General features: G+C 67.2%; 36 protein-coding genes. 6 read left to right on the top strand and 30 right to left on the bottom strand.

What is annotated here, in order from left to right; genetic code table 11:
* Window positions 1-26: 26 nt before the first annotated feature.
* The 23 genes from AX685_RS14885 to rpsJ form a co-directional block, all read right to left on the bottom strand.
* Entirely contained in the window at window positions 27-674 is a 648-nt protein-coding gene (locus AX685_RS14885) for an adenylate kinase (RefSeq protein WP_066490051.1), read from the bottom strand.
* A gap of 38 nt (window positions 675-712) precedes the next feature.
* A complete protein-coding gene (gene secY, locus AX685_RS14880; protein ID WP_066490050.1) occupies window positions 713-2,059 on the bottom strand; it encodes a preprotein translocase subunit SecY in 1,347 nt (448 codons plus the stop codon).
* A 150-nt stretch (window positions 2,060-2,209) separates the two neighbouring features.
* Window positions 2,210-2,731: a 50S ribosomal protein L15 gene (gene rplO, locus AX685_RS14875; protein ID WP_066490060.1), complete on the bottom strand. Its 522-nt coding sequence runs from the start codon at window positions 2,729-2,731 to the stop codon at window positions 2,210-2,212.
* A 100-nt stretch (window positions 2,732-2,831) separates the two neighbouring features.
* The gene (gene rpmD / locus AX685_RS14870) at window positions 2,832-3,011 is read right to left on the bottom strand and encodes a 50S ribosomal protein L30 (protein ID WP_066490049.1); all 180 of its coding nucleotides are present in this window, start codon (window positions 3,009-3,011) and stop codon (window positions 2,832-2,834) included.
* Between the two features lie 6 nt (window positions 3,012-3,017).
* A complete protein-coding gene (rpsE, locus tag AX685_RS14865) occupies window positions 3,018-3,788 on the bottom strand; it encodes a 30S ribosomal protein S5 (protein ID WP_082741000.1) in 771 nt (256 codons plus the stop codon).
* Window positions 3,789-3,791: 3 nt separating this feature from the next.
* The gene (rplR, locus tag AX685_RS14860; RefSeq protein ID WP_066490048.1) at window positions 3,792-4,142 is read right to left on the bottom strand and encodes a 50S ribosomal protein L18; all 351 of its coding nucleotides are present in this window, start codon (window positions 4,140-4,142) and stop codon (window positions 3,792-3,794) included.
* Window positions 4,139-4,672 (bottom strand): 50S ribosomal protein L6, encoded by a 534-nt coding sequence (gene rplF, locus AX685_RS14855; RefSeq protein WP_066490047.1) that lies wholly within the window; start codon window positions 4,670-4,672, stop codon window positions 4,139-4,141. Before rplF ends, rplR begins: the two co-directional genes overlap by 4 nt.
* On the bottom strand, window positions 4,672-5,067 hold the full coding sequence (gene rpsH, locus AX685_RS14850) for a 30S ribosomal protein S8 (protein WP_028966610.1): 396 nt from the start codon (window positions 5,065-5,067) through the stop codon (window positions 4,672-4,674). The genes rplF and rpsH overlap by 1 nt, the downstream gene beginning before the upstream one ends.
* Window positions 5,068-5,076: 9 nt before the next feature.
* Complete coding sequence (gene rpsN / locus AX685_RS14845; protein ID WP_066490044.1) at window positions 5,077-5,382, bottom strand: 30S ribosomal protein S14; 306 nt, start codon at window positions 5,380-5,382, stop codon at window positions 5,077-5,079.
* Between the two features lie 18 nt (window positions 5,383-5,400).
* On the bottom strand, window positions 5,401-5,991 hold the full coding sequence (gene rplE / locus AX685_RS14840) for a 50S ribosomal protein L5 (RefSeq protein ID WP_066490042.1): 591 nt from the start codon (window positions 5,989-5,991) through the stop codon (window positions 5,401-5,403).
* On the bottom strand, window positions 5,984-6,301 hold the full coding sequence (gene rplX, locus AX685_RS14835) for a 50S ribosomal protein L24 (protein WP_066490037.1): 318 nt from the start codon (window positions 6,299-6,301) through the stop codon (window positions 5,984-5,986). Before rplX ends, rplE begins: the two co-directional genes overlap by 8 nt.
* Entirely contained in the window at window positions 6,301-6,669 is a 369-nt protein-coding gene (rplN, locus tag AX685_RS14830; protein WP_022687056.1) for a 50S ribosomal protein L14, read from the bottom strand. Before rplN ends, rplX begins: the two co-directional genes overlap by 1 nt.
* Before the next feature lie 223 nt (window positions 6,670-6,892).
* Window positions 6,893-7,165, bottom strand: coding sequence for a 30S ribosomal protein S17 (gene rpsQ, locus AX685_RS14825; protein WP_066490034.1), 273 nt, complete (start codon window positions 7,163-7,165; stop codon window positions 6,893-6,895).
* Window positions 7,166-7,179: 14 nt separating this feature from the next.
* Window positions 7,180-7,380 (bottom strand): 50S ribosomal protein L29, encoded by a 201-nt coding sequence (gene rpmC / locus AX685_RS14820; protein WP_066490032.1) that lies wholly within the window; start codon window positions 7,378-7,380, stop codon window positions 7,180-7,182.
* Window positions 7,380-7,814 (bottom strand): 50S ribosomal protein L16, encoded by a 435-nt coding sequence (gene rplP / locus AX685_RS14815; protein WP_056637571.1) that lies wholly within the window; start codon window positions 7,812-7,814, stop codon window positions 7,380-7,382. Before rplP ends, rpmC begins: the two co-directional genes overlap by 1 nt.
* Before the next feature lie 12 nt (window positions 7,815-7,826).
* Window positions 7,827-8,534 (bottom strand): 30S ribosomal protein S3, encoded by a 708-nt coding sequence (gene rpsC, locus AX685_RS14810; protein ID WP_066490031.1) that lies wholly within the window; start codon window positions 8,532-8,534, stop codon window positions 7,827-7,829.
* Entirely contained in the window at window positions 8,534-8,911 is a 378-nt protein-coding gene (rplV, locus tag AX685_RS14805; RefSeq protein ID WP_066490029.1) for a 50S ribosomal protein L22, read from the bottom strand. The genes rpsC and rplV overlap by 1 nt, the downstream gene beginning before the upstream one ends.
* Window positions 8,911-9,186 (bottom strand): 30S ribosomal protein S19, encoded by a 276-nt coding sequence (gene rpsS, locus AX685_RS14800; protein ID WP_066490027.1) that lies wholly within the window; start codon window positions 9,184-9,186, stop codon window positions 8,911-8,913. The genes rplV and rpsS overlap by 1 nt, the downstream gene beginning before the upstream one ends.
* The gene (gene rplB, locus AX685_RS14795) at window positions 9,186-10,019 is read right to left on the bottom strand and encodes a 50S ribosomal protein L2 (RefSeq protein WP_066490023.1); all 834 of its coding nucleotides are present in this window, start codon (window positions 10,017-10,019) and stop codon (window positions 9,186-9,188) included. Before rplB ends, rpsS begins: the two co-directional genes overlap by 1 nt.
* Before the next feature lies 1 nt (window position 10,020).
* The gene (locus AX685_RS14790; RefSeq protein WP_066490022.1) at window positions 10,021-10,335 is read right to left on the bottom strand and encodes a 50S ribosomal protein L23; all 315 of its coding nucleotides are present in this window, start codon (window positions 10,333-10,335) and stop codon (window positions 10,021-10,023) included.
* Window positions 10,328-10,942 carry a 50S ribosomal protein L4 gene (rplD, locus tag AX685_RS14785; RefSeq protein ID WP_066490020.1) on the bottom strand — a complete coding sequence of 205 codons (615 nt, stop codon included), beginning with the start codon at window positions 10,940-10,942 and terminating at the stop codon, window positions 10,328-10,330. The genes AX685_RS14790 and rplD overlap by 8 nt, the downstream gene beginning before the upstream one ends.
* 3 nt (window positions 10,943-10,945) lie before the next feature.
* Complete coding sequence (gene rplC / locus AX685_RS14780; RefSeq protein WP_066490019.1) at window positions 10,946-11,680, bottom strand: 50S ribosomal protein L3; 735 nt, start codon at window positions 11,678-11,680, stop codon at window positions 10,946-10,948.
* 363 nt (window positions 11,681-12,043) lie between these two features.
* Window positions 12,044-12,352 carry a 30S ribosomal protein S10 gene (gene rpsJ / locus AX685_RS14775; RefSeq protein ID WP_007406109.1) on the bottom strand — a complete coding sequence of 103 codons (309 nt, stop codon included), beginning with the start codon at window positions 12,350-12,352 and terminating at the stop codon, window positions 12,044-12,046.
* A gap of 242 nt (window positions 12,353-12,594) precedes the next feature.
* Between rpsJ and AX685_RS14770 the strand changes: the two genes are divergently transcribed.
* The gene (locus AX685_RS14770) at window positions 12,595-13,614 is read left to right on the top strand and encodes a substrate-binding domain-containing protein (RefSeq protein ID WP_066490018.1); all 1,020 of its coding nucleotides are present in this window, start codon (window positions 12,595-12,597) and stop codon (window positions 13,612-13,614) included.
* A 114-nt stretch (window positions 13,615-13,728) separates the two neighbouring features.
* Here the strand turns inward: AX685_RS14770 and tuf are convergent, their stop codons facing one another.
* From tuf to AX685_RS14740, 6 genes are all read right to left on the bottom strand, one after another.
* Complete coding sequence (tuf, locus tag AX685_RS14765; protein WP_066490016.1) at window positions 13,729-14,925, bottom strand: elongation factor Tu; 1,197 nt, start codon at window positions 14,923-14,925, stop codon at window positions 13,729-13,731.
* A gap of 206 nt (window positions 14,926-15,131) precedes the next feature.
* Complete coding sequence (fusA, locus tag AX685_RS14760) at window positions 15,132-17,225, bottom strand: elongation factor G (RefSeq protein ID WP_066490014.1); 2,094 nt, start codon at window positions 17,223-17,225, stop codon at window positions 15,132-15,134.
* Window positions 17,226-17,330: 105 nt separating this feature from the next.
* A complete protein-coding gene (rpsG, locus tag AX685_RS14755; RefSeq protein WP_066490012.1) occupies window positions 17,331-17,801 on the bottom strand; it encodes a 30S ribosomal protein S7 in 471 nt (156 codons plus the stop codon).
* A gap of 119 nt (window positions 17,802-17,920) precedes the next feature.
* Window positions 17,921-18,292, bottom strand: a complete 372-nt coding sequence (gene rpsL, locus AX685_RS14750) for a 30S ribosomal protein S12 (protein ID WP_019831557.1) — start codon at window positions 18,290-18,292, stop codon at window positions 17,921-17,923.
* Between the two features lie 219 nt (window positions 18,293-18,511).
* A complete protein-coding gene (locus tag AX685_RS14745) occupies window positions 18,512-19,795 on the bottom strand; it encodes a Xaa-Pro dipeptidase (protein WP_066490057.1) in 1,284 nt (427 codons plus the stop codon).
* Between the two features lie 75 nt (window positions 19,796-19,870).
* The gene (locus AX685_RS14740; protein WP_066490010.1) at window positions 19,871-20,758 is read right to left on the bottom strand and encodes a LysR family transcriptional regulator; all 888 of its coding nucleotides are present in this window, start codon (window positions 20,756-20,758) and stop codon (window positions 19,871-19,873) included.
* A gap of 120 nt (window positions 20,759-20,878) precedes the next feature.
* Between AX685_RS14740 and wrbA the strand changes: the two genes are divergently transcribed.
* A complete protein-coding gene (gene wrbA, locus AX685_RS14735; RefSeq protein ID WP_066490008.1) occupies window positions 20,879-21,481 on the top strand; it encodes an NAD(P)H:quinone oxidoreductase in 603 nt (200 codons plus the stop codon).
* Window positions 21,482-21,524: 43 nt separating this feature from the next.
* On the opposite strand, the gene AX685_RS14730 is transcribed toward wrbA, so the two are convergent.
* Window positions 21,525-22,313, bottom strand: coding sequence for a M15 family metallopeptidase (locus AX685_RS14730; RefSeq protein ID WP_066490006.1), 789 nt, complete (start codon window positions 22,311-22,313; stop codon window positions 21,525-21,527).
* A gap of 46 nt (window positions 22,314-22,359) precedes the next feature.
* On the opposite strand from AX685_RS14730, the gene AX685_RS14725 reads away from it, so the two are divergent.
* The 4 genes from AX685_RS14725 to AX685_RS14710 all read left to right on the top strand — a co-directional run.
* The gene (locus tag AX685_RS14725) at window positions 22,360-23,016 is read left to right on the top strand and encodes an RluA family pseudouridine synthase (RefSeq protein ID WP_066490004.1); all 657 of its coding nucleotides are present in this window, start codon (window positions 22,360-22,362) and stop codon (window positions 23,014-23,016) included.
* Window positions 23,009-23,875, top strand: coding sequence for a hypothetical protein (locus AX685_RS14720; protein ID WP_066490002.1), 867 nt, complete (start codon window positions 23,009-23,011; stop codon window positions 23,873-23,875). Before AX685_RS14725 ends, AX685_RS14720 begins: the two co-directional genes overlap by 8 nt.
* Window positions 23,869-24,291 carry an alternative ribosome rescue aminoacyl-tRNA hydrolase ArfB gene (arfB, locus tag AX685_RS14715; protein ID WP_066490001.1) on the top strand — a complete coding sequence of 141 codons (423 nt, stop codon included), beginning with the start codon at window positions 23,869-23,871 and terminating at the stop codon, window positions 24,289-24,291. The genes AX685_RS14720 and arfB overlap by 7 nt, the downstream gene beginning before the upstream one ends.
* Window positions 24,292-24,340: 49 nt before the next feature.
* Window positions 24,341-25,976 (top strand): methyl-accepting chemotaxis protein (locus tag AX685_RS14710; RefSeq protein WP_066489998.1); only part of this gene is annotated, 1,636 nt, incomplete at its 3' end.

The following is a 25,976-nucleotide window of genomic DNA, read 5'->3' as shown; positions in this document are numbered from 1 at the left end:
ACTCGCGCCCCCGCCGTCACCGGACGTCAGCGCGCGTCGAGGATCGCGGCGATCGCGCGGGTGACCGCGTCGATGTCGGCCATGCCGTCGACGCGGTGGACCAGCCCGCGCGCTTCGTAGATCGGGATGATCGGCGCGGTCTTGGCACGATATTCGGCCATGCGCGTGCGCACGGTTTCCTCATTGTCGTCCGGACGGCGCTTGAACTCGGTCGCGCCGCACGCATCGCACACGCCCGCAACCTTGGGCTGCTTGAACGTGTCGTGATAGCCGGCGCCGCAGTTGGCGCACGTGAACCGGCCGACGATCCGCTCGACCAGCGCATCCTCGTCCACCGCCAGTTCGATCACGTGGTCGAGTTGCTGGCCACGTTCGGACAACAGCCCGTCGAGCGATTCGGCCTGCGCCGCAGTGCGCGGATAGCCGTCGAAGATCGCACCGGCGCCGGTGCCGGCATCCAGCCGCTCGCCGATCAGCGCGGACACGACCGAATCGGATACCAGACCGCCGGCGTCCATGATCGTCTTGGCCTCGACGCCGACGGGCGTGCCCGCCTTCACCGCGGCGCGCAGCATGTCGCCGGTGGACAGCTGCGTCATGCCGCGATCCTCCACCAGCCGCTGCGCCTGCGTGCCCTTGCCCGCACCCGGCGGCCCCAGAAGGATGATGTTCACGAAGCCTGTTCCTCCCTCTCGCGTCTCGCAACCCCGCGTCAGCGGCGCCGCGCGCCCTTCAGCTTGGCCTTCTTGATGAGGTCGCCATACTGGTGCGCCAGCAGGTGCGACTGGATCTGCGTCACCGTGTCCATGGTCACGTTGACCACGATGAGCAAGCTGGTTCCGCCCAGATAGAAGGGGATCGACAGCGCCGACACCAGATATTCCGGCACCACGCAGATGAACGTCAGATACGCCGCGCCGATCACGGTGATGCGCGTCAGCACGTAATCGAAATACGTCTCGGTGTTCTTGCCCGGACGAATGCCGGGGATGAACCCGCCATACCGCTTCAGATTCTCCGCCGTCTCCTCCGGGTTGAACACCACCGCGGTGTAGAAGAACGAGAAGAAGATGATCCCCGCGGCATAGAGCGCCATGTAGATCGGCGAACCGTGCTGCAGATACTGGTTCAGCGTGATGATGATGTCGCCGAAGCGGCTCTCGCCCGACACGCGGTTGCCCGCGAACTGGGTGATCGTCAGCGGCAGCAGCAGCAGCGACGAGGCGAAGATCGGCGGGATCACCCCCGCGGTGTTGATCTTGAGCGGCAGGTGGCTGCGATCCGCCTGCATCCCGCGCTGCGTCTGTCGCTTGGGATACTGGATCAGAATGCGGCGCTGGGCGCGCTCCATGAAGCAGATCAGCAGGATCAGTCCGACGACCACCAGGATGATCGCGATCAGCGTCACCGGGCTCATAGAACCCGAACGGCCGCCCTCCAGCAGGTTGAGCAGCGTCGTCGGCAGATGCGCGACGATCCCCGCCATGATGATCAGGCTGATGCCGTTGCCGATCCCGCGGCTGGTGATCTGCTCACCCAGCCACATCAGGAACATCGTGCCGCCGATCAGCGAGATCACCGCGCCGACGCGGAACAGCGTGCCCGGCTCCAGCACCGCACCGCCGGCCTCCAGCCCACGCGCGATGAAGAAGCCCTGCACCGCGGTCAGCGCGACCGTGCCGTAGCGGGTGTACTGGTTGAGCTTCTTGCGCCCCGATTCGCCTTCCTTCTTGATCGCCGCCAGTTGCGGGCTGAGCGAGGTCGCCAGCTGCACCACGATCGAGGCGGTGATGTACGGCATCACCCCCAGCGCGATCAGCGACGCGCGCGACAGCGACCCGCCGGAGAAGGTGTTGAAGAAATCGAGCACGCCGCCCTTCATCCGCTCGGCGAGCAGGTTGAGCTGCGTCGGGTCGATCCCCGGCAATGGCACATAGCTGAGCAGGCGGAACACGATCAGCGCACCGATCGTGAACCACAGTCGCTTCTTGAGGTCGGTCGCCTGCGAGAATTTCGCGAGGCTGATGCTCTGCGCCATCTGGTCGGCTGCGGATGCCATCGTGCGGGTATATCCTGGAAACGAAGAACGGCGGGATGCGTTGTCACGCCCCCGCCGCCCATATAGGCGCCGCAGCGCCCATGTCTAATGGTCCGGCGACGAAGCGCGGTCCGATGCGGCGCGCAGCCGAACCGGACCGGGCGCGTTCGCTCAGCCCTGCTTCTTCGCCGCCTGCGCGGTGCGGTGCTTGGCCTTGGCCTTGTCCGCAGCCGGAACGACCTCGATCACCGACACCGAACCGCCGGCCTTCTCGATCGCGTCGCGCGCACCGGCCGACACGCCGGCGACGGTGAAAGACAGCTTGGCCGACAGCGTCCCCTTGCCCAGGATGCGCACGCCGTCCTTGCCGCCGCGCGCCAGGCCAGCGGCTTTCAGCGCGGCATGGTCGATGTCGGTGGCGGTCAGCTTGCCCGCATCGATCGCCTTCTGGATCGAACCCAGGTTCACCTCGGCATAATCCTTGGCGAAGATATTGTTGAAGCCGCGCTTCGGCAGCCGCATGTGCAGCGGCATCTGGCCGCCCTCGAAGCCGGCGATCGACACGCCCTCGCGGCTCTTCTGGCCCTTCTGGCCACGACCGCCGGTCTTGCCCTTGCCCGAGCCGATGCCGCGGCCGACGCGGATCTTGCGGTGACGGGCGCCTTCGTTGTCGCGGAGTTCGTTGAGCTTCATGATATGCACTCGCTTTCGCTTTTGTCGCGCTGATGGAAAAAGGAAGGGGGCCGGTTAGCCCCCTTCCCGTCATTTGTCACCGGGGAAACGGCGGCGGGCGTCAGCCCTCCACCACCTCCACCATGTGCTGCACCTTGCGGATCATGCCACGCACCTCGGGGGTGTCGTTCAGCTCCGCGACCCGGTGCATCTTGTTGAGGCCCAGGCCGATCAGCGTCGCGCGCTGATCCTTGGTGCGGCGGATCGGCGAACCGGTCTGCTTGACTTTGATCGTAGCCATTGTCGCTTACTCCACCACGGCCGCGGCGTCCGCCTCGGCACTGGCTGCGTCGGCGCCGTGGGCGCGGCCCAGCAGGTCGGCGATCTTCTTGCCGCGACGCTGTGCCACCGCCTTCGGCGAGGTCTGGCTGCCCAGTGCCTCGAACGTCGCACGGATCATGTTGTACGGGTTCGACGTACCGACCGACTTGGTCACGACGTCGTGCACGCCCAGGCTTTCGAAGACGGCGCGCATCGGGCCGCCCGCGATGATGCCGGTGCCCTGCGGCGCCGAACGGACCGTGACGCGACCGGCACCGAAGTGGCCGTTGCCGTCATGGTGCAGCGTGCGGCCTTCCTTCAGCGGAACGCGCATCATCTTCTTCTTGGCGGCGGCGGTCGCCTTCGAGATCGCCTCCGGCACCTCGCGCGCCTTGCCGTGACCGAAGCCGACGCGGCCCTTGCCGTCGCCCACGACGACCAGCGCCGCGAAGCCGAAGCGCTTGCCGCCCTTCACCGTCTTGGACACGCGGTTGATGTGGACGAGCTTTTCGATCAGCTCCTCGCCACCGTCCTCGGTACGGTTGCGGTCGTCGCGACGACCACCGCCGCGGCCGTCACGGCCACCGCGCCCGCCGCCAGGACCACCACGGCCGCCGCCGCCCGGGCCGCCGCGGCCACGGCCGCCACGCGCACCGCGATCGCCGCCCTGGTAACCGCCGGCGTTGCCGTCCTGCGGCGCCGCCGCTGCGGCTTCGTTCTCCACAGCCTGCGGCTGCTGGTTGTTCTCGTCAGCCATGTCTTAGAACTCCAGTCCGGCTTCGCGCGCCGCCTCGGCCAGCGCCTTCACGCGGCCGTGGAACAGGAAGCCGCCACGGTCGAAAACGACCTGGGTGACGCCGGCGGCCTTGGCCGCCTCCGCCACGCGCTTGCCGACTTCGGTGGCTGCCGCGACGGTCGCGGTCTTGCCGTCGTGGCCAGCCAGCGTCGACGCCGACGCCAGGGTGCGGCCCTGCGCATCGTCGATGACCTGCGCATAGATGTGCTTGCCCGAGCGATGCACGGACAGGCGCGGACGGGTGCCGGCACGCGCACGCAGCGCGGTACGGTTGCGGCGACGCCGCTTCTCGAAAAGCGAAAGACCCTTGGTCACTTCTTCTTCCCTTCCTTACGGAAGATATACTCGCCGTCGTACTTGATGCCCTTGCCCTTGTAGGGCTCCGGCTTGCGCCAGCGGCGGACTTCGGCGGCGAGCTGACCCACGCGCTGCTTGTCGGCACCGCTGATCTCGACGGTGGTGGCGTCCGGCGTCTTCACCTCAATGCCTTCCGGCACGTCGATGTTGACGTCGTGGCTGTAGCCAAGCTGCAGCTTCAGGGTCTTGCCCTGCGCCGCGGCGCGATAGCCGACACCGGTGATGAGCAGCTTCTTGGTGAAGCCCTCGGTCACGCCGGTGACCAGGTTCTGCACCAGCGTGCGCTGCATCCCCCAGAACGCGCGTGCGCGCTTGGTGTCGTTCGCCGGCTGCACACCGATCGAGTCCGACTGGACGTCATAGGTGATCAGTTCCGACAGCGGCATCGACAGGGTGCCCTTGGGGCCCTTGACCGACAGCTCGTTGCCGTTGCGGGTCGCGGTGACGCCCGCCGGAATGGCGACCGCCTTCTTGCCGATACGGCTCATCAGAACACCTCCGCCAGCACTTCGCCGCCGACGTTCTGCTCGCGCGCTTCCGCATCGGAAAGCACGCCGCGCGGCGTCGAGACGATGGTGATGCCCAGGCCGTTCATGACGCGCGGCAGGTCCTGCGAGCCGCTGTAGATACGGCGGCCCGGCTTGGACACGCGCGCGACATGCTTGATCGCGGGCTGGCCTTCAAAATACTTCAGCTCGATGCGCACGCCGGCGGCGGGGCCCATCTGCTCCTCGGAATAACCGCGGATGTAGCCTTCGCGCTGCAGCACGTCGAGCACGCGGACGCGCAGCTTCGACGACGGCGAAAGGACGCTGTCCTTGCGCGCGCGCTGGCCGTTGCGGATGCGGGTGAGCAGGTCACCCAGGGGATCGGTCACTGCCATGATACGTCCTTACCAGCTCGACTTGGTGAGACCCGGGATCAGGCCCTTGTTGGCCAGATCGCGCAGCATCACACGGGCAAGCCCGAACTTGCGGTAATACGCACGCGGACGACCGGTCAGCGCGCAGCGGTTGCGGATACGCGTCGGGTTCGCGTTGCGGGGCAGCTCGGCCATCTTCAGCCGCGCGATGAGACGCTCGGTCTCATCCAGGCTCTGGTCGTTGGCCTTCGCCTTCAGCGCGGCATATTTGCCGGCATATTGCTTCACGAGCTTCTTGCGACGCTCGTTCTTGTTCACGGAACTCAGTTTCGCCATGGACTTAAGCTCTCTTTGTTACGCAGCCTGACGCGGCTGCTCGTCGGCGGCCTCGTCCTGCGGGAACGGGAAGCCGAACAGGCGAAGCAGCTCGCGCGCTTCCTCGTCGGTCTTCGCCGTGGTGGTCACGATCACGTCCATGCCGCGCACCTTGTCGACGCGGTCATAGCTGATCTCCGGGAACACGATCTGCTCCTTGATGCCGCAGGCGTAGTTGCCGCGACCGTCGAAGCTCTTCGGGTTCAGCCCGCGGAAGTCGCGGACGCGCGGCAGCGCGATCGTGATGAAGCGGTCGAGGAACTCGTACATGCGCTCGCGACGCAGCGTCACCTTGACGCCGATCGGCATGCCCTCGCGCAGCTTGAACTGCGCGATCGACTTCTTCGCCTTGGTGACGACGGGCTTCTGGCCCGCGATCAACTCCATCTCGGACGCGGCCTGGTCGACGCGCTTCTTGTCCTGGGTCGCCTCGCCGACGCCCATGTTGAGCACGATCTTCTCGATCCGGGGAATTTCGAGCACGTTCTTGTACCCGAACTTCTCGGTCATCGCCTTGACGATGCGATCGTCATAGATCGCCTTCATGCGGGGCTTGTAGGCATCAGCCATCGATCTTCTCCCCGGTCTTGACGGCGACGCGGACCTTCTTGCCGTCCTGGGTCTCGAAACGCACGCGGGTCGGCTTGCCGTCCGCGGTGACGTGCGCCACCTTGGAGATGTGCAGCGGCGCCTCGATCCGCTCCAGCCCGCCCTGCGGGTTCGCCTGGCTCGGCTTGCGGTGGCGGGTCGCGACGTTCACGCCCTCGACGACGACCTTGCCGTCCTTCGGCATGGCAAGCGTCACGGTGCCGGTCTTGCCCTTGTCCTTGCCGGACAGGACGACGACGCGGTCACCCTTCTTGATCTTCGCGGCGGCCATTACAGCACCTCCGGCGCAAGGCTGATGATCTTCATGTGCTTCTTGCCGCGCAGCTCGCGCACGACCGGGCCGAAGATACGGGTGCCGATCGGCTCCTCGTTCTTGTTGACCAGCACCGCGGCATTGCCGTCGAACCGGATCACCGACCCGTCCGCGCGGCGGATGTCCTTGGCGGTGCGCACGATCACCGCACGGTGGACGTCGCCCTTCTTCACGCGGCCACGCGGCTGCGCTTCCTTGACGCTGACGACGATGATGTCGCCCACGCCAGCGGTGCGGCGCTTCGACCCGCCCAGCACCTTGATGCACTGCACCCGCTTCGCGCCGCTGTTGTCAGCGACGTCGAGATTGGACTGCATCTGGATCATCGATCCGCTTCCTTCTCGCCTATGGGGTGGATACCGACCCAGCCCCGCCTAAAAAAACGACCCCCGGCAGCGGTCGAACCGCGCCAGGGGGAGCGGCCCTGTAGCCGCCCCACGGACAGAAGGCAATGCCCCCGCCCCGTCTTTCCGCCGCGTCGCTCGGGTGGTCTCCGGCGCTGCCGCCGGACCCTGCCCGAAACGCCGTCAGCGGCGTGATCGCCGGCGCTTACGCGTCGACGTCGACCCGCTCCGGCGCGACGTGCGTGTTCACGCGCCCCACGACCTTCCAGGTCTTCAGCTTGGAGATCGGCGCGGTCTCTTCGATGCGCACGGTCTCACCCGCCTTATACTCATTGCCCTCGTCATGGGCATGATACTTCTTCGAGCGGCGGATGATCTTGCCGTAGAGCGGGTGCTTCACCTTACGCTCGACGTTCACCACCACGGTCTTCTCGCCCTTGTCGGACACGACCAGCCCGGTCAGCACGCGCTTCGGCATGTGCTTAGGCTCCCTTAATTGCCGGACGCAGCGGTGCGCTGCGCCTGGATGGTCTTGATGCGGGCGATGTCCTTGCGGACCTCGCGCACGCGGCTCGGCTTCTCGAGCTGGCTGGTCGCCGCCTGGAAGCGCAGGTTGAACTGCTCGCGCTTCAGGTTGCCCAGCGCCTCGACCAGCTGGTCGTCGCTCTGGCCGTTAAAGTCGTTCTTGGCCATTACTCGCCTCCGAGGTGCGAGGTGTCGCCCAGCCGGGCAACGACCTTGGTCTTGATGGGCAGCTTCATCGCCGCGCGCTCGAACGCCTCGGCGGCCAGCGGGCCTTCGACGCCGTCCAGCTCGAACAGGATCCGGCCCGGCTTGACGCGAGCGGCCCAGAATTCCGGCGAACCCTTGCCCGAGCCCATGCGGACTTCGGCGGGCTTCGACGACACCGGCACGTCCGGGAACACGCGGATCCACAGACGCCCCTGGCGCTTGATGTGACGGGTGATCGCGCGGCGGGCCGCCTCGATCTGGCGTGCGGTGATACGATCCGGCTCCATGGCCTTCAGGCCATAGGAACCGAAGTTCAGCGTGGTGCCGCCCTTGGCGTCGCCATGGATGCGACCCTTGAACGCCTTGCGGAACTTGGTGCGCTTCGGTTGCAGCATTGCCTTTATTCCTTAGCGACGGTCATCGCGCGCCGGGCGCACGCCGGAGGTCTGGGCCTCCATCATGAGACGATCGGTCGCGAACGGGTCGTGGCCGAGGATCTCGCCCTTGAACACCCACACCTTCACGCCGCAGACGCCATAGGCGGTGTGCGCCTCGGCCTCGGCATAGTCGATGTTCGCGCGCAGTGTGTGCAGCGGCACGCGACCTTCGCGATAGCTTTCCGAACGCGCGATCTCCGCGCCGCCCAGACGGCCGCCGCAATACACCTTGATGCCATCGGCACCCAGGCGCATCGCCGACTGAACCGCGCGCTTCATCGCGCGGCGGAACGCGATACGGCGCTCCAGCTGATCGGCGATGCCCTGCGCGACGAGCTTGGCGTCGACTTCCGGCTTGCGGATCTCGACGATGTTCAGCGACACGTCCGAGCTGGTCATCGCGCCGAGCGTCTTGCGCAGCTTCTCGATGTCCGAGCCCTTCTTGCCGATGATGACACCGGGGCGCGCGGCGTAGATCGAAATGCGGCACAGCTTGGCCGGACGCTCGATCACCACCTTGGAGATCGCCGCCTGCGGCAGCGTCTTCACGATGTACTGGCGGATCTTCAAATCCTCCAGCAGCAGCTTCTTATAGTCCGCGCCCTCGGCGAACCAGCGGCTGTCCCAGGTGCGGTTGATCTGCAGGCGCAGACCGATGGGGTTGCTCTTGTGACCCATTAGGCTTCTTCCTGCTCGCGCACGACGATCCGCAGCCGCGAGAACGGCTTGAGGATGCGGGTGGACTTGCCGCGGCCGCGGGTGGCGAACCGCTTCATGGTGATCGACTTGCCGACCGACGCCTCGGCGACGACGAGCGCGTCGACGTCGAGGTTGTGGTTGTTCTCGGCATTGGCGATCGCGGAGGCGAGCACCTTGCGCGCGTCGACCGCCATCGCCTTCTTCGAGAAGGCCAGGATGTTCATCGCATCGGCCGCCGAACGACCACGGATCAGGCCCGCGACCAGGTTCAGCTTCTGCGCCGATCCGCGGATCTGCGTGCCGACCGACAGGGCTTCCTTGTCGCCGACCTTGCGGGGGGACTGAGGCTTGCTCATCAGCGCTTGCCCTTCTTGTCAGCCGCGTGACCCGGGAAATAGCGGGTCGGCGCGAATTCGCCGAGCTTCATGCCGACCATGTCCTCGTTGACGGACACGGGCACGAACTTGCGGCCGTTGTACACGGTGAACGTCAGGCCGACGAACGACGGCAGGATGGTGGAGCGGCGCGACCAGGTCTTGATCGGCGCACGGCCACCGGCGTCCTGCGCGGCTTCGGCCTTCTTGAGCAGGCTCAGTTCGACGAACGGGCCTTTCCAGACGGAACGAGCCATTACTTCTTCCTCGCATGGCGGCTACGGATGATCATCTTGTCCGTAGACTTGTTGTGGCGCGTGCGCGCACCCTTGGTCGGCTTGCCCCACGGCGTCACCGGATGGCGACCGCCCGAGGTCCGGCCTTCACCACCGCCGTGCGGGTGGTCGACCGGGTTCTTCGCCACGCCGCGCGTCAGCGGGCGCTTGCCCATCCAGCGCGAACGACCGGCCTTGCCGAGGTTCTGGTTCTGGTTGTCCGGGTTGGACACCGCGCCGACGGTGGCCATGCAATCCGCACGGATGTAGCGCTGCTCGCCCGAGTTCAGGCGCACCATCACCATGCCGCGGTCACGCCCGACGACCTGCACATAGGTGCCGGCCGAACGCGCGATCTGACCGCCCTTGCCTGGCTTCATCTCCACATTGTGGACAATGGTGCCGACGGGGACCTGACCGATCTCCATCGCGTTGCCCGGCTTGGTGTCCGCCTTCTTCGCCGCGATCACCTTGTCGCCCGGCGCAAGCCGCTGCGGCGCGATGATATAGGCCTGCTCGCCGTCCGGATACGACACCAGCGCGATGAACGCGGTGCGGTTCGGATCGTACTCCAGCCGCTCGACGGTGCCCTCGACGTCCCACTTGCGACGCTTGAAGTCGACGTAGCGGTACTTCTGCTTGTGGCCACCCGCGATGCCGCGGCTGGTCACGTGGCCCTTGTTGTTGCGGCCGCCGGTCTTGTTCTTGCCCTCGGTCAGCGCCTTGACGGGCTTGCCCTTCCAGAGCGCCGACTTGTCGACCAGGATCAGCCCGCGCTGCGCCGGCGACGTCGGATTATAATGCTTGAGTGCCATCTTACTTGGCCCCCTCGGTGACGTCGATCGACTGGCCTTCGGCCAGCGTCACGATCGCCTTCTTCATGTCGGAACGCTGATAGGGCGCACCCTTCCAACGCTTGGTCTTGCCCTTCTGGACGATCGTGTTGACGCCGGTCACGGACACGCCGAACAGCGCCTCCACGGCAGCCTTGATCTCGGGCTTGGTCGCCTTGTTGGCGACCTTGAAGACCACCGCGTTCTGCTCGGAGAGCAGGGTCGCCTTCTCGGTGATGTGCGGCGCGACAATCACGTCATAGTGACGGTTGTCGATCGCCTTGGTCGGCTTAGCCATTGAAGCGCGCCTCCAGCTTCTCGACCGCGGCGCGCGTCAGCACCAGCGTATCAGCCTTGATGATGTCGTAGACGTTGGCGCCCACGGCCGGCAGCAGGTCCACGCCCGGCAGGTTGCGGCCGGCGCGGAAGCCTTCGGCCGCCTCGCCGTCGATGACCAGCGTGCGCTTGCCCGTGTTCAGCGTCGCGAAATGCCCCTTCAGCTCCTTGGTCTTGGCGACCTCGAAACCTTCCAGGACGATCAGCGAGCCGGCCTTGGCGTGGCTGCTGAGCGCCATCTTCAGACCCAGCGCGCGAACCTTCTTGTTCAGCGACGGGTTGAAGTCACGAACGCGCGCGCCATGCGCCTTGCCGCCGCCGATGAAGACGGGAGCACGACGATCGCCGTGACGGGCGACGCCGCCGCCCTTCTGGCGACCCAGCTTCTTGCCGGAACGGGCGACGTCCGCACGCTCGCGGGTGCCGCGCGCGGTGGCACGACGCTTCTCGAGCTGCCAGGTCACGACGCGGTGCAGGATGTCGGCGCGCGGCTCGAGGCCGAAGACCTCGTCGTTGAGCTCGATATCCGCCCCGGCGGTGCCGGCGAAGGAAGAAACCTTGACCTTCACTGCTTAGCCCTCCTGGCTCTCGGCGGCTTCCGGGGCAGGCTCGGAAACGGAATTGTTGTTGGCCGCCGACTTGATCGACGCCGGGAACGGCGCGCTGTCGTGGCGCGGATGCTTGACGGCGTCCTTGACGAACAGCCAGCCGCCCTTCGATCCGGGCACCGAGCCCTTGACGAAGATCAGGCCGCGCTCGACGTCGGTGCCGACGATCTCGAGGTTCTGCTGCGTGCGGTTCTTGTCGCCCATGTGGCCGGCCATCTTCTTGTTCTTGAAGACGCGACCCGGATCCTGGCGGTTACCCGTCGAACCGTGCGAACGGTGGCTGACCGACACGCCGTGCGTGGCGCGCAGACCGCCGAAGTTCCAGCGCTTCATCGCGCCGGCAAAGCCCTTACCCTGGGTACGGCCCTGGATGTCGACCAGCTGGCCGGCGACATAGTGATCGGCCGACAGCTCCGCGCCGACGTCGAGGAGATTGTCCTCGCTCACGCGGAATTCGTGGACGATCGCCTTCGGCTCCACTTCGGCCTTGCCGAAATGGCCGCGCTGCGGCTTGGCGACGTTCTTTGCCTTGGCGACACCGGCGCCAAGCTGGACGGCGGTATAGCCGTCGCGGTCTTTCTCGCGGCGGGCGACGACCTGAAGCGCCTCGATCTGCAGGACGGTGACCGGCACATGGCGGCCGTCGTCCTGGAACAGGCGGGTCATCCCCATCTTCTTCGCGATCACGCCAGTACGCATGACCTCGTGCTCCTCTAATGGCCCCCGCGGTGGCAAAGCCCCCGCGAAAACCGTGACAGAGGCACCCACAGGCCCATCCCATGGGTGCTTGTGACCGGCGGCCTGCGCCACCGATCGGTCCCGGCCCGGAATAACGAAGCGTGCCCCCGTCCCGGGCTGGGCGCCCTCCCCGAAAGGGAAGGCAGACGGGAGACGCTGTCCCGACGCTTCGAGAAGCGCCGGCGGTATCTCATCATGTCGTCATGCCAGCGAAGGCTGGCATCTCATGGAGGCGGCGTGCCGCCCTCCCCATAAAGATCCCGGCCTGCGCCGGGATGACGCGAGGAGGATGACAAGACTCACCCCTCGCGAGAAGCAGCGCGCTTACGCCAGCTTGATCTCGACGTCAACACCGGCCGCCAGGTCGAGCTTCATCAGCGCGTCGACGGTCTGCGGGGTCGGCTGGACGATGTCGAGCATCCGCTTGTAGGTGCGGACCTCGAACTGCTCGCGGCTCTTCTTGTCGATGTGCGGCCCACGGTTGACCGTGAACTTCTCGATACGGGTCGGGAGCGGGATGGGACCACGGATGAGCGCGCCGGTGCGACGCGCGGTGTCGGCGATGTCGCCGGTCGCCTGATCGAGCACGCGATGATCGAACGCCTTCAGGCGGATGCGGATGTTGCTGTCCATAGTCCCTACCAATGCGAAAGAGCGGGCCGTGTTGCCACGGCTCTTACTGGCCTCGTAAAAGGCGAAGGCGGCCCCTTAAGGGAGCGCCCGGCAAAAGGCAACGCCCCCTGATCGTATTTTTGCGCACGCTCGCGGCGCACCCCCGCGATGGGGACAGGTCATACGCCGGTCATGCCCCCCGGCAATGATCGGCCGCCGGCAGATACCAGACGGTGTGTGCGGCATCCTGATGGAGGGGGTTCATGAAGAAGACCATCGCCTCGTTACTCGCGACCTCTTGCGTGCTGTCCGCATGCAGCGAGAAGCCCGCGCCGATTCGGATCACCGGTTCGTCGACCGTCTATCCGTTCACCGCCGCGGTGGCGGACAGTTTCGCAGGCAAGGACGGCAACGTTCACCCGCTGGTCCAGTCCGCCGGCACGATCGCCGGCATGAAGACGTTCTGCGCCGGTCCGGGGGCGCCCGACCTGCTCGACGCATCGCGGCGGATCACGCGCGACGACCTGGCTGCCTGCACCGCCAATAAGGTCGGCGACGTCCTGGAAATTCCGATCGGACTCGACGGCATCGCGGTGGCGGAGGCCAAGAGCGGGCCGAAACTGGCGGTAACCACGAAGGACCTGTATCTGGCGCTCGCCGCCAACCCGATGGGCAAGCCCAACAGCGCCAGGACGTGGCGAGACGTCAATCCGGCGCTTCCCGCGCTGCCGATCAAGGTTCTCGGCCCGCCCGAATCGAGCGGGACGCGCGCCGCGTTCGTCACCTTGTTGATCGAACCGGGTTGCCTGGTCGCGATGCCCGAGGCGCAGACGCTGCGCACCAGCGGCGATCCCGCCAAGTTCGACATGACATGCAGCCGGCTTCGCAACGATGGCGCGTTCGTCAGCGAAGGAGAGGACGACAATGCGATCGTCACCGCGCTGAAGAGGGATCCGAAGGCGCTGGGGGTTTTCGGCTATTCCTATCTCGAGCGCAACCTCGCGCAGCTTCGCGCGGTACCGATCGGCGGGGTCGCTCCCGATCCGACGACGATTGCCAACGGCACCTATCCCGGCGTCCGGCAACTCTATCTGTACGTCAAGAAGGCGCACATGGAGAAGAAGCCTGCGATCAAGACATTCCTGAACCTGTACCTCGACATGGCCGCCGCCAACGGCCCGCTGGCCAGGGCCGGATTGATCCCGCTGTCGGAAAAGGCCGCGGCGCGCGCGCGCCAGACGATCGAGGGCGGCTTCCCGGTGGAGCCAGCCGCGCTACCCTGATCGAACGGGCGCAGCGCGGTTGCCGCGCCCCGGCGATCCGACAACGAAAAGGCCCGGTCTCCCCCGCGAGGGAAACCGGGCCTTTTCCTTCATCGAACCCCTGACGGGGCGCGATTACTTGGCGATGCTGCTGACAACGCCCGCGCCGACGGTCCGGCCACCCTCACGGATGGTGAAACGCTGGCCGACGTCCATCGCGATCGGGGCGATCAGCTTGATGCCCAGCGCGACGTTGTCGCCCGGCATCACCATCTCGGTGCCCTCGGGCAGCTCGACGGTGCCGGTCACGTCGGTCGTGCGGAAGTAGAACTGCGGACGATAGTTGGCGAAGAACGGCGTGTGACGGCCACCTTCGTCCTTCGACAGCACGTACACTTCCGACGAGAAGTCGGTGTGCGGCTTGATCGAGCCCGGCTTGCACAGCACCTGACCACGCTCGACCTCGTCACGGGCGACGCCACGGATCAGCGCGCCGACGTTGTCGCCAGCCTGGCCCTGGTCGAGCAGCTTGCGGAACATTTCCACGCCGGTGACGGTCGTCTTGCGGACTTCCGGGTGGATGCCGACGATCTCGACTTCCTCACCAACCTTGATGATGCCGGTCTCGACGCGGCCGGTCACCACGGTGCCGCGGCCCGAGATCGAGAACACGTCTTCGATCGGCATCATGAACGGCTTGTCCAGCGGACGCTCCGGCTGCGGGATGTACTCGTCGACCGCCTTCATCAGCTCCATCACCGCGTCGGTGCCGAGCTTCTGGTTCGAACCCGACAGCGCGCAGGTCGCCGAACCCTTGATGATCGGAATGTCGTCGCCCGGAAATTCGTACGAGCTCAGCAGCTCGCGGACTTCCAGCTCGACCAGCTCGAGGATTTCCTCGTCGTCGACCAGATCGACCTTGTTCATGAACACGACCATCGCCGGCACGCCGACCTGACGGGCGAGCAGGATGTGCTCGCGGGTCTGCGGCATCGGGCCGTCGGTCGCCGACACGACCAGGATCGCGCCGTCCATCTGCGCCGCGCCCGTGATCATGTTCTTCACATAGTCGGCGTGGCCCGGGCAGTCGACGTGCGCATAGTGGCGGTTCGCCGTCTCATACTCGACGTGCGCGGTCGAGATGGTGATGCCGCGCTCGCGCTCTTCCGGCGCCTTGTCGATATTCGCGAAGTCGACCGCGGCGTTGCCCGCGACGTTCTCCGCCAGCACCTTGGTGATCGCTGCGGTCAGCGAGGTCTTGCCATGGTCGACGTGACCGATGGTGCCGATGTTCAGGTGCGGCTTGGTCCGCTCAAACTTAGCCTTGGCCATTGTTTCCCTACCTTATTGGATTCGTCTTCGCGAACGGAGCCGCGCCAGAACGCGGCCCCATAGCGAGTGTTTAACCGTTGTGCAAACCCCTGCCCTTCCCGGCGGGGGCCGACGCGGGAGTAAATCCCGCGTCGTCAAACCTCGGGCAAGCCCGAGGCCGGCCGGCTCGCATCGTCTCGGCCCCCGGCAAGCCGGGAGCCGTGCGATTACGCGAGCTTGGCCTTCACCTCGTCAGCGACGTTCTGTGGCACTTCGTCATAGTGCGAGAACTGCATCGAGTAGCTGGCGCGGCCCTGCGTGAACGAGCGCAGCGAGTTCACATAGCCGAACATGTTCGCCAGCGGGACCATCGCGGTCACCGCCTGCGCGTTGCCGCGCGTGTCGGTGCCCTGGATCTGGCCACGACGCGAGTTCATGTCGCCGATGACGTCGCCCAGATAATCCTCCGGGGTGACGACCTCGACCTTCATTACCGGCTCGAGCAGCGTGATGCCCGACTTCTGCGCCGCTTCGCGCATCGCGCCGCGGGCGGTGATTTCGAACGCCAGCGCCGACGAGTCGACGTCGTGATACGCGCCGTCGTACAGCGTGATCTCGAAGTCGATGATCGGGAAGCCGACCAGCGAACCGGTCGCCGCCGTCTCGCGGAAGCCCTTCTCGATCGCGGGGATATATTCCTTCGGAATGTTACCGCCCTTGATCTCGTCCTTGAAGATGATGCCCGCGCCGCGCTCGCCCGGCGTCAGCTTCACCTTCACGCGGCCGAACTGGCCGGTGCCGCCCGACTGCTTCTTGTGCGTATAGTCGATGTCGACGGGCTTCTTCAGATACTCGCGATACGCCACCTGCGGCGCACCGACGTTCGCCTCGACCTTGAACTCGCGCTTCATGCGGTCGACCAGGATCTCGAGGTGGAGTTCGCCCATCCCCTTGATGATGGTCTGGCCCGATTCGTGATCGGTCGACACGCGGAACGAGGGATCCTCGGCGGCCAGGCGGTTGAGCGCGACGCCCATCTTTTCCTGGTCGGCCTTGGTCTTCGGTTCCACCGACAGCTCGATCACCGGCTCCGGGAACTCCATGCGCTCCAGGATGATCGGGTTGGCCGGATCGCACAGCGTATCGCCGGTCGTCGTTTCCTTCAGACCCGCGAGCGCGACGATGTCGCCGGCGCGCGCTTCCTCGATGTCCTCACGCGAATTCGCGTGCATCAGGAGCATACGGCCGATCTTTTCCTTCTTGTCCTTCACCGAGTTCAGGTAGCTGCCCTTGGTCAGGACGCCCGAATAGATACGCGCGAAGGTGAGCGAGCCGACGAACGGGTCGTTCATGATCTTGAACGCCAGCGCCGAGAACGGCGCCTCGTCCGAGGACGGACGCTCGTCCGGCGTCTCGCCGTCCAGCTTCACGCCCTTGATCGCCGGCACGTCGAGCGGCGACGGCAGGAAGTCGACCACCGCGTCGAGCAGCGGCTGGACGCCCTTGTTCTTGAACGCCGAACCGCACACGACGGGCACGAACGCCATGTTCAGCGTGCCCTTGCGGATCAGCGCCTTCAGCGTCTTGGCGTCGGGCTCGTTGCCCTCCAGATACGCCTCCATCGCATCGTCGTCCTGCTCGACGGCCAGCTCGATCAGATCGTTGCGATACTTCGCCGCCTTCTCGACCATGTCCTCGGGGATCGGCTGGTACTCGAACTTCGCGCCCAGCGATTCCTCAAGCCAGATGATCGCGCGGTTCTCGACCAGGTCGACCAGGCCCTTGAACCCGCCCTCGATGCCGATCGGCAGGTACAGCACCGCCGGCTTCGCGCCCAGGCGATCGATGATCGACTGCACGCAGAAATAGAAATCGGCGCCGGTGCGATCCAGCTTGTTGACGAAGCACATGCGCGGCACGCCGTACTTGTCGGCCTGACGCCACACGGTTTCCGACTGCGGCTCCACGCCCGCCACGCCGTCGAAGCACGCCACCGCGCCGTCGAGCACGCGCAGCGAACGCTCGACTTCGATCGTGAAGTCGACGTGGCCCGGCGTGTCGATGATGTTGATCAGATGCTCGGGGCCCTTGCCCTCCTCGGCCTTCCACTTGCAGGTGGTGGCAGCCGACGTGATCGTGATCCCGCGCTCCTGCTCCTGCTCCATCCAGTCCATCGTCGCGGTGCCTTCGTGCACTTCGCCGATCTTGTAGGACTTCCCGGTGTAATAGAGGATACGCTCGGTCGTCGTCGTCTTGCCGGCGTCGATGTGCGCCATGATGCCGATATTGCGGTAGAGTTCGAGCGGATGGCTGCGGGCCATGGGGGCTTCCTTAGCGATGTGGGGAGCTCAGCACTCGGCCGGCTCCCCACGATATAGGTCAGATATGAGACGCTTCCAAGACAGGCAGCGTCCGCATCGCCGGTGTTACCAGCGGTAGTGCGAGAAGGCGCGGTTCGCTTCCGCCATGCGGTGCGTGTCCTCGCGCTTCTTCACCGCGTTGCCGCGGTTGTTCGACGCATCGAGCAACTCGCCCGACAGGCGCGCCGACATCGTGTTCTCGCTGCGGCTGCGCGCCGCGGTGATCAGCCAGCGGATCGCCAGCGCCTGCGCGCGCTCCGGACGGACCTCGACCGGCACCTGATAGGTCGCACCGCCGACGCGGCGCGAACGGACCTCGATGCCCGGCTTGATGTTGTTCAGCGCGTCGTGGAACACGCCCAGCGGCTCGCGCTTGGCGCGGGTCTCGACGGTGTTGAGCGCCGAATAGACGATGCCTTCGGCGACGGACTTCTTGCCGTCCAGCATCACCGAATTCATGAACTTGGACAGAACCTCATCCCCGTACACGGGATCAGGCAGGATTTCCCGCTTTTCGGGACGACGACGACGCGCCATGTGAATTTCCTTCTAGATCAACCGCCACTCACGTGATCCCGGCGAAGGCTGGGATCTTCCGGCGAAGAGCGGATCATAAACCAAGAAGCTCCAGCCTTCGCCGGAGCGACGTGCGTGGCTTACTTGGGACGCTTCGCGCCGTACTTCGAACGGCTCTGCTTGCGGTCCTTCACGCCCTGCGTGTCGAGCACGCCGCGCAGCACGTGGTAGCGCACGCCCGGAAGGTCGCGCACACGGCCGCCACGGATCAGCACCACCGAGTGCTCCTGGAGGTTGTGGCCCTCGCCCGGGATGTAGCTGATGACTTCGCGCTGGTTCGTCAGGCGGACCTTGGCCACCTTGCGCAGCGCCGAGTTCGGCTTCTTCGGGGTCGTGGTGTAGACACGGGTGCAGACGCCGCGCTTCTGCGGGTTCTGCTCCATCGCAGGGACCTTGGACTTGGCCTTCTGCGGCTCGCGGCCCTTGCGGACCAGCTGGTTGATCGTTGGCATTGAAGCCTTCACCTCTATCTAGGTTACTTTGCTGGAGCCATCACAGCTACTTGGAATACGAAAAGGACCTTGGGCGCCCGTCACCGGTCGCCGCGGCCCTCAATGCATCCAGCAATGTTCAAGCTGTCCGTGCGCGAGTCACCCCGCGACGCGAACCGGCGGGCCTATACGCATCGCCGCCGGCCGCGTCAATCGCACGGCCGGCGGCGACGCTGCGGATCAATCGACGCGCACCCCGCCCTTCACCACCGCGACCGGATGTTCCAGCACGCGCACGTCGGCGGTCGGATCACCCGACACCGCGACCATGTCCGCCCAGCGGCCGGGCGCGATCACGCCGACGTCGTCGCGGCCCAGCGCCTCCGCCGCGCTCACCGTCGCGGCGCGGATCGCCTGCAACGGGGTCATCCCCCATTCGACCATCTTGGCGAACTGCTTGGCATTGTCGCCGTGCGGATAGACGCCGGCGTCGGTGGCGAACGCCATCTTCACCCCGGCGCGGACCGCACGCTGGAACGTCTGGCGCTGCTTGAGGCCGATCATCCGTTCCTTGTCGAGGCTTTCCTGCTCGGTCCCGTTCGCGGTGCCGGTCGCCAGGATATAGTCGTCGTTGTAGATATCCATGTCGAACCACGTCTTGCGCTCAATCGCGAGGCGGATCGCCTCATCCGAGGCGAGGCTGACGTGCTCGATCGTGTCGATCCCGGCGAGGATCGCGGTCTTGATTCCCTCGTCGCCATGCGCGTGCGCGGCGACCTTCAGGTGGAGCATGTGCGCCTCGTCGGCGATCGCCTTCATCTCTTCGAGGCTCAGCTGCTGCCCGCCGACCGAATCGCCCAGCGAGAAGACCCCGCCGGTCGCGCAGATCTTGATGACCTCGGCGCCGTATTTGTGCAGCCAGCGGACCTTGGCGCGCGCTTCCTCGGGCGAGTTGACCACCGAGGGCAGCTTCTTGTCATAGGAAGGCGGCAGCGCATTGTCGTCGCAATGCCCGCCGGTCGCGCCGATCGCATAGCCGGCGGCGACGATCCGCGGGCCGATCACCCAGCCGCCGTCGATCGCCTCGCGCAGGCCGACGTCCTGGAAGTCGGACGAACCGACGTTGCGCACCGTGGTGAAGCCCGCGCGCAGCGTCTTCGCCGCATTGGCGACGCCCACCGCGCCCCAGAAGCTGTCGGTATATTTCAGCGCCTGATAGCCGCCGACCTCCGCCAGGCTGGTCAGGTGGACGTGCATGTCGATCAGCCCCGGCACGATCGTCGCATCGCCAAGGTCGATGCGCTTCGCCCCCGCGGGCACCGCGCCGCCGGACGCGACCGCGGTGACCTTTCCGTCGACGACCGTCACCACCGGGCGGTCGACCATCCGCCCGCTCTGCACGTCGAGCATCCGCGCCGCCGTCACCACCACCGTCTCGGGCGCCTTCTGTGCCGGTGCGGCCATCGCCGGCAACGCCACCGACGCCGCCATCGCGGCCACAACCGGCCACGCCCACTTCACCATCGTCATTCCCTGAATTCCCCTTGATGTGCCGGCACGATGGCGCAGCCGCCGCCGGTACGCCAGCACCTTTGGGGGTCAATCCTTGAGCCGCGCCGACAGGAACGCGATCAGCGCCTCGACCCGCGCCGGGCGCAGCGCGCTGGGCGGGGTGAGCAGATGGAGCGCGGTCGGCGCGGGCGCCCAGTCGGGCAGAATCTCCACCACCTGCCCCGACGTCAGCGCATCGCCCAGGATGAAGGCGGGCAGCCGCGCGATCCCCAGCCCGGCGAGCAGCGCGGGCAACAGGGCGGTGCCGTTGTTCGACTGCAGCGGCCCGTGCGCCTTGACCGACACATCGGCACCGTCGCGCGAGCGGAAGCGCCACGGACCGGACAGGTTGGTATAGCCCAGCAGCCGATGCTCGCCGAGTTGCGACGGATGCGTCGGCGTGCCGTGCCGCGCGAGATAGGCGGGCGCGGCGACCAGATGCCCCGCGATGCCGCACAGCCGCCGCGCGCGCAGGCTGCTGTCGGGCAGGTCGGCGATGCGCAGCGCGATGTCGAACCCCTCCGCCACGATATCGACGCGCGCGTCGGACAGGTGCAGCTCGATCTCGATCGCGGGGTGTTCCGCCAGGAAATCGGCGATGACCGGCGCGACGTTCTGCAACCCGAAACTCATCGGTGCCGCCACCCGGACGCGCCCGGCCGGCGCGCTGGCGCCCTGCCGCGCGGCCTCCTCGGCGGCCTGCGCCTCCGCCACGATCCGCGCGGCATGGTCGGCAAGCGGGCGTCCCGCCTCGGTCAGTGCAAGCCGCCGCGAGGTGCGATGGAACAGCGACAGGCCCAGATGCGCTTCCAGCCGCGACACGCCCTTGGAGACGGTGGCCTTGCTCAACCCGATCGCCTCCGCCGCGCCGCTGAACGAGCGGTGCTCCGCCACCGCGGCGAAGATTGCCCATGCCTCCAGGTCGGGGAGCCTCATGCGAAACGTCTATCGGGCGAAACGATCCGTTTCAATCGTTCACGTTTTCGCGCGCCGGCCGCACACCTAGGTTCGCGCCACACGTTTTTTTCGTCCCCACCCATCGAAAAGGAGCCGTTCATGGCCAAGGTCCTGGTGCTTTATTATTCCTCCTACGGGCATATCGAGAAGATGGCCGATGCCGTCGCCGAGGGCGCGCGCGCCGGTGGCGCCGAAGTGGAGATCCGCCGTGTCGCCGAAACCGCCCCGGACGAGGTCGTGAAGGCCGCCGGGTTCAAGACCGACACCGCCCACCCGCTGATCGAGGGGCCGGACGCGCTGGCGAACTACGACGCGATCATCGTCGGCGCGCCGACCCGTTATGGCCGGATGCCCAGCCAGATGGCGGCCTTCTGGGACACCACCGGCGGCGTGTGGATGCGCGGCGCGCTGATCGGCAAGGTCGGCGGTGCATTCACCTCTACCGCCAGCCAGCACGGCGGGCAGGAGACGACATTGTTCTCGATCATCACCAACCTGCTGCATCACGGCATGGCGATCGTCGGACTGGACTATGGCTTCCAGGGGCAGATGGGCGTCAAGGAAGTGCATGGCGGCACCCCCTATGGCGCCAGCACGCTCGCCGACGGCGACGGCAGCCGCCAGCCCAGCCAGGTCGATCTGGACGGCGCGCGCCATCAGGGCAAGCGTATTGCCGAGACGGCGGCGAAGCTGTTCGGCTGATGATGCTGCGTATCGCCCCGGCAGCGCGCCGGGGCGATACGCGCTATCGGCGCCGTGCCGGACGCGGCATCCGGCACTTGCCCCTGCGACAGTCTGGCGGCGGATAGGCGCCCAGATAGACCGGCGGCGCATCGACATGGCCGATCACCACCACGTCGGGCGGCACCGCCGGGCTGGCGGGAAAGTCGCGGCGCGCCCGCGCAAAAAGCAGCCGCGCGCGCTGCGCCGCCGGGGTGGCCCCGGTCGCGCCGACCCATCGCCAGTGCCACGGCTCCCATTTCACCCCCTGCCGGTTGCCCGCGGGGAAGGACATTTCGAAGCCGTAGCGCGGCGCGTTGGCGGCCAGCCAGCGGAACGCCGGGGTGGCGGCAACGCACGCCTCGACATCCGGGCAGCCGTTGACGCGCGGGCGAAAGGCGAAGTCCAGCGCGAAGCCGGTGGCATGCTCGCTGTGCCCCGGTGGCGCGACCGAGATGGCGCGATCGCCGGCATCGCTCCCCGCCCGCTCGCCGCGGCAGAACACCGATTGCTGGTACAGGATCGCGCGATGGCACGACAGCGCCAGGATGCGCCCGCCCACCGCCGGATCGGCCGCGGCGGCGGTCAGCAGCCGTTCCAGATCGGGCAGCACCTCCCGCCGCAGGACGCAGCCCTTCCCCGCCACCCATTGCGAGGGCACCGGCACCAGATCGGCTGGCGGCGCATCGCCATAGGGCAGATGCCCGAGCACGCGACCGTCGGCGGCGGACGGCGCGCGACCCACAGCGCAAACCTGCGCCTGCGCCGGGATCGCCAGGACGAACATGATGAGGAACAGGATCGCGCGCTGCATGGCGCCCCTCTGGCCAGCGCGGCGCCATGATGGCAAGGGGGCAGGCATGTTAGGCGACCGTGTGCTCTTCCTCGACGGTGAGGCGTTGGTGATCGACAAGCCGGCGGGCCTGCCGGTGGACCGGCCGCGCGACGGCGCGACCAGCCTGGAAAATCACCTCGCCTCGCTGACCTTCGGGTTCCGGCGCTGGCCCGTCGCGGTCCACCGGCTCGACCGCGACACCAGCGGCTGCCTGCTGCTGTCGCGCAATCCCAAGGCGCATGCGCGGTTCCAGCAGGCGTTCGAAGCGGGTGCGGTGCGCAAACGCTATGTCGCGGTGCTCGACGGCGTGCCGCGGGAAGCTAGCGGGACGATCGACCTGCCGCTGGGCAAGGTGTCGTCGGCGGAACGCGGCTGGCGGATGACGCGCGATGCGCGCGGCAAGTCGGCGCGGACCGACTGGCGCGTGATCGGCGACCATGCCGGGCGCGCGCTGGTCGAGTTCCTGCCGGCGACCGGGCGCACGCACCAGATTCGCGTCCACGCGCTGGAGGGGCTGGGCGCGGCGGTGACCGGCGATCCGGTCTACGGCACCGCGCATCCCGGCGGGATGATGCTCCACGCGATCGCGCTGACCGTGCCGCGCCCCGGCAAGGAGGACGTGACCGCGCAGGCACCGTGGCCGGAACGGTTCACCGCGCTGGGCTTCGACGGCGATGCCTGAGCCGATCACGCCGCCCCCGGCCGCCGGGCAGGTCTGGTCCTTCCGCACGCGCCCGTTCACTACGTTCTCACCCCCGCACACGGGACGCTACGGCGCATTCAAGATCATCGGGGTGGCCGACGACATGCTCGGCGTCGCGGTGCTGTCCGGCGTGTGGCGCACGCCGCCAGCGGCAATGGACGTCGTGGGCGCGCCGGTCCTCCACGAACACCGCTTCGCCTTTCGTGGAAAGCCGGCCGTGTTCGGCGCGCGGCCGGAGGAGTTGGACGCCCCGGGCCAGCTCGACGCGCTCGCGTTCGTCGCCGACCAGCCGGTGTCGGAAGAGGAAGAGACGTTCTTCGCCACGCTAACCGGGTTCGGGCGGGGCGCCGGTTTCGGCGAGCTGTCGAACGTCGACATCATCGTCGAAGGCGAATGGCGCTGGGCGAACGATCGTGACGCGCTGGCCGCCGAACTGGACCAGAAGGAAGAGCGCGAGGAGACGCAGCGCGAGGCCGCGGCGCAACGCTTCAAAACGCGGCTGTCGACACTCAGCTGGGCGCAACTTGCCGCGGAAACGCCGCTGGCGCGCTGGCAACCGTCGCCGGCCTTCCCCCCGCCCGCCTTCATCGACGGGGCGCGTGCGATGCTGCGCGCCGCCCGCGCCGAACTGGCAGCGATGGGGGAGAAACCGCGCAAGCCGGCGGTGCGCGCGGTCCTGAAACGCACCGTCGAATGGTTCAACGACGCCGACGACGCGGCCGGCGGCGTGATCGGCACCGATGAGCGCGAGGATATCGTCGCCGCGCTGGTGGACATCGCCTATGCCGCGCGCCAGCCGGCGCTGGTCGACGACATCGATAAGTGGCGCCAATGGTAGCGATCCCGATTTCGCGCAGCATCGCGATCGACAGCGACGAGCTGGAGGAATCGTTCACGCGCGCATCGGGTCCCGGCGGGCAGCATGTGAACACCACCGACAGCGCGGTCATGCTGCGCTTCGACGTGGCGCGCTCCCCCGGCCTGCCCGATGCGGTCAAGCACCGGCTGGCGGCGATCGCGGGAACGCGGATGACGCGCGAGGGCGTGTTGGTGCTGCGCAGCGAAGGCGCGCGGTCGCAGCTTCTCAACCGGCAGGAAGTGCGCGACCGGTTGATCGCGATGATCCGCGAGGCGTTGATCGTCCCCAAGAAGCGGCGCCCCACCAAGCCGACGCGCGCATCGCAGACCCGACGGGTAGAAGGAAAGGCGCGACGTTCGGCGGTGAAGGCGGGGCGCGGCAAGGTGCGCGAATGACGGCAGCGCCGTTAGCTTAGCCTTAAAGCGGATCAACTATGTTCGCGGCATGACGTTGCCCGTTGCCGCGCGCCCGGACGCCGACCTGGCGTCGCTGGCATCGATCTACCGCCGCCACTTCGTGGCGCCGCTGATCTTCATCCTGCTGGCATCGTCGGCGGTCACTCTGGCGCTGCTGTTCTGGTTCAGCGCCGCGTCGGACCGGCAGGAACTGGCGCGCGAGCGGCAGATGGCGGAATTCCTGATCGATTCGGAACGCCAGTTCCTGGTGCGCAACGAACGCGGCTACGCGCAATGGGACGATGCGTTCGACCGGATCGTACTGCATCGCGACACCGGGTGGGCGCATCGGAACATCGGCGCCTACGTCTATCTGTCCCACCAATACGAACATGCGCTGGTCATCGACGGGCAGGGTCGCACGATCTATGCCAGCAACCGCGACCGACGAGAGCCGATTGACGCGTTCGAGCTGATCGGCCCGTCGCTGCGCACCGTCCTCGCCGACCTTCGCCGGCAACCCGCCAACGGGCGCAACGAACGTGGCATGTATGTACCGATCGGCGACCGGCTGGCGATCGTCAGCGTGGTGCAGATCACCGATGCGAGCGGCGAGACGCCGACCCGAAGCGACCGTTCCTATCTCGTCTTCGTCAACATCCTGTCGCCCGCGGAGCTGAGTCGGCTTGGCGGCGAGCGCGAGCTGTCGGGCGTCCACTTCGTCCCGCTGGGCGTGCCGGTGTCCGCGGGAAAACCGACGCTACCCCTCCACGATGCGCGCGGCGTGGCGTTCGGCCAGCTGCAATGGGACGCGAGGCAGCCGGGCGCGTACCTTCTGCGTCGCGGCTTGGCGGCGGTCGTCATCCTGCTCGCGCTGCTGGGATTGCTGACCCGGCAGATCCTGCGCCGGTCGCGGCGGATCCTGGCGGATACCGCCGCGGCGATCGCGCAGTCCGAACGCGCCGCCCGCCAGGCGCACGACGCGCTGGAGGAACTGAACCGCGCCCGCGATGCCGCCGCCGCCGCCGAGCAGGAGGCACGCGACCGGCTGGAACGGACGGTGGCGCAGGTGCGCGCCGACAATCGCGCGCTGGATGCCAAAGTGCGCAACGCCCGCGACGCCGCAATGGCCGAGGCGCGCCAGCAGCTGGAACGCGAACTGGCGCCATTGCTGGCGACGATGCGCGGGCAGGCGGCGTTGCTGGCCGGGGCGTCGGAACAGGTCCGAGACCAGGCGCGCGGGCTGGAGACGCTCGCCACCAACGCATCGACCGCCGCCGCCGCTACCGAGCGCCGCTCGCTCGACCTCGCACCGCAGGCGGCGACCTTTACCGAGGCCAGCCGCGAGATCGAGCGCCAGTCGCTCGCCGCGCTGTCGGACGCACGCCGCGCCGCCAGCGACGGGCAGGAGATACAGGCGAGCGTGGGCGAACTGGCGGGATCGCTCGACGAGATCGGCGGGGTATTGACGCTGATCGACGATCTGTCGCGGCAGACCAACCTGCTGGCGCTCAACGCGCAGATCGAGGCGGCGCGTGCAGGCAAGGCCGGCTCCGGCTTCGCGGTGGTCGCCAGCGAGGTGAAGTCGCTGGCGCATCACACCGCCGATCTGACCGCGCGCGTCGCCACCCAGATCGGGGCACTGCGCGACCGCGTCGGCACGGCGGTCGAATCGATCGGTACGA

The organism is Sphingomonas sp. CCH9-F2 (assembly GCF_001556735.1).
GTDB classification, from domain to species: domain Bacteria; phylum Pseudomonadota; class Alphaproteobacteria; order Sphingomonadales; family Sphingomonadaceae; genus Sphingomonas; species Sphingomonas ginsenosidimutans.
This window is presented reverse-complemented; position numbering and strand designations above follow the sequence as displayed.

Excerpts from the sequence above, each read along its gene's own strand:
- AX685_RS14770 (WP_066490018.1), top strand. The coding sequence starts at position 12,595 with ATGAAGAAGACCATCGCCTCGTTACTCGCGACCTCTTGCGTGCTGTCC.
- arfB (WP_066490001.1), top strand. The coding sequence starts at position 23,869 with ATGGTAGCGATCCCGATTTCGCGCAGCATCGCGATCGACAGCGACGAG.
- rplN (WP_022687056.1), bottom strand. The coding sequence starts at position 6,669 with ATGATCCAGATGCAGTCCAATCTCGACGTCGCTGACAACAGCGGCGCG.
- rpsC (WP_066490031.1), bottom strand. The coding sequence starts at position 8,534 with ATGGGTCACAAGAGCAACCCCATCGGTCTGCGCCTGCAGATCAACCGC.
- rplP (WP_056637571.1), bottom strand. The coding sequence starts at position 7,814 with ATGCTGCAACCGAAGCGCACCAAGTTCCGCAAGGCGTTCAAGGGTCGC.
- AX685_RS14720 (WP_066490002.1), top strand. The coding sequence starts at position 23,009 with ATGCCTGAGCCGATCACGCCGCCCCCGGCCGCCGGGCAGGTCTGGTCC.
- AX685_RS14740 (WP_066490010.1), bottom strand. The coding sequence starts at position 20,758 with ATGAGGCTCCCCGACCTGGAGGCATGGGCAATCTTCGCCGCGGTGGCG.
- rpsE (WP_082741000.1), bottom strand. The coding sequence starts at position 3,788 with ATGGCTGACGAGAACAACCAGCAGCCGCAGGCTGTGGAGAACGAAGCC.
- rplB (WP_066490023.1), bottom strand. The coding sequence starts at position 10,019 with ATGGCACTCAAGCATTATAATCCGACGTCGCCGGCGCAGCGCGGGCTG.
- AX685_RS14790 (WP_066490022.1), bottom strand. The coding sequence starts at position 10,335 with ATGGCTAAGCCGACCAAGGCGATCGACAACCGTCACTATGACGTGATT.
- AX685_RS14745 (WP_066490057.1), bottom strand. The coding sequence starts at position 19,795 with ATGGTGAAGTGGGCGTGGCCGGTTGTGGCCGCGATGGCGGCGTCGGTG.
- rpsQ (WP_066490034.1), bottom strand. The coding sequence starts at position 7,165 with ATGCCGAAGCGCGTGCTGACCGGGCTGGTCGTGTCCGACAAGGGCGAG.
- rplV (WP_066490029.1), bottom strand. The coding sequence starts at position 8,911 with ATGAGCAAGCCTCAGTCCCCCCGCAAGGTCGGCGACAAGGAAGCCCTG.
- rpmD (WP_066490049.1), bottom strand. The coding sequence starts at position 3,011 with ATGGCTACGATCAAAGTCAAGCAGACCGGTTCGCCGATCCGCCGCACC.
- rpsN (WP_066490044.1), bottom strand. The coding sequence starts at position 5,382 with ATGGCGAAACTGAGTTCCGTGAACAAGAACGAGCGTCGCAAGAAGCTC.
- rpsG (WP_066490012.1), bottom strand. The coding sequence starts at position 17,801 with ATGGCGCGTCGTCGTCGTCCCGAAAAGCGGGAAATCCTGCCTGATCCC.
- rpsL (WP_019831557.1), bottom strand. The coding sequence starts at position 18,292 with ATGCCAACGATCAACCAGCTGGTCCGCAAGGGCCGCGAGCCGCAGAAG.
- rpsH (WP_028966610.1), bottom strand. The coding sequence starts at position 5,067 with ATGGCAGTGACCGATCCCCTGGGTGACCTGCTCACCCGCATCCGCAAC.
- AX685_RS14730 (WP_066490006.1), bottom strand. The coding sequence starts at position 22,313 with ATGCAGCGCGCGATCCTGTTCCTCATCATGTTCGTCCTGGCGATCCCG.
- rplO (WP_066490060.1), bottom strand. The coding sequence starts at position 2,731 with ATGAAGCTCAACGAACTCCGCGACAACGAAGGCGCCCGTCACCGCAAG.
- fusA (WP_066490014.1), bottom strand. The coding sequence starts at position 17,225 with ATGGCCCGCAGCCATCCGCTCGAACTCTACCGCAATATCGGCATCATG.
- wrbA (WP_066490008.1), top strand. The coding sequence starts at position 20,879 with ATGGCCAAGGTCCTGGTGCTTTATTATTCCTCCTACGGGCATATCGAG.
- secY (WP_066490050.1), bottom strand. The coding sequence starts at position 2,059 with ATGGCATCCGCAGCCGACCAGATGGCGCAGAGCATCAGCCTCGCGAAA.
- rpsJ (WP_007406109.1), bottom strand. The coding sequence starts at position 12,352 with ATGGACAGCAACATCCGCATCCGCCTGAAGGCGTTCGATCATCGCGTG.
- rplC (WP_066490019.1), bottom strand. The coding sequence starts at position 11,680 with ATGCGTACTGGCGTGATCGCGAAGAAGATGGGGATGACCCGCCTGTTC.
- AX685_RS14725 (WP_066490004.1), top strand. The coding sequence starts at position 22,360 with ATGTTAGGCGACCGTGTGCTCTTCCTCGACGGTGAGGCGTTGGTGATC.
- rplX (WP_066490037.1), bottom strand. The coding sequence starts at position 6,301 with ATGGCCGCCGCGAAGATCAAGAAGGGTGACCGCGTCGTCGTCCTGTCC.
- tuf (WP_066490016.1), bottom strand. The coding sequence starts at position 14,925 with ATGGCCAAGGCTAAGTTTGAGCGGACCAAGCCGCACCTGAACATCGGC.
- rpsS (WP_066490027.1), bottom strand. The coding sequence starts at position 9,186 with ATGGCTCGTTCCGTCTGGAAAGGCCCGTTCGTCGAACTGAGCCTGCTC.
- rplE (WP_066490042.1), bottom strand. The coding sequence starts at position 5,991 with ATGGCTGATGCCTACAAGCCCCGCATGAAGGCGATCTATGACGATCGC.
- rplF (WP_066490047.1), bottom strand. The coding sequence starts at position 4,672 with ATGAGCCGTATCGGCAAGAAGGCGGTCGCCATTCCGGCGGGCGTCACC.
- rpmC (WP_066490032.1), bottom strand. The coding sequence starts at position 7,380 with ATGGCCAAGAACGACTTTAACGGCCAGAGCGACGACCAGCTGGTCGAG.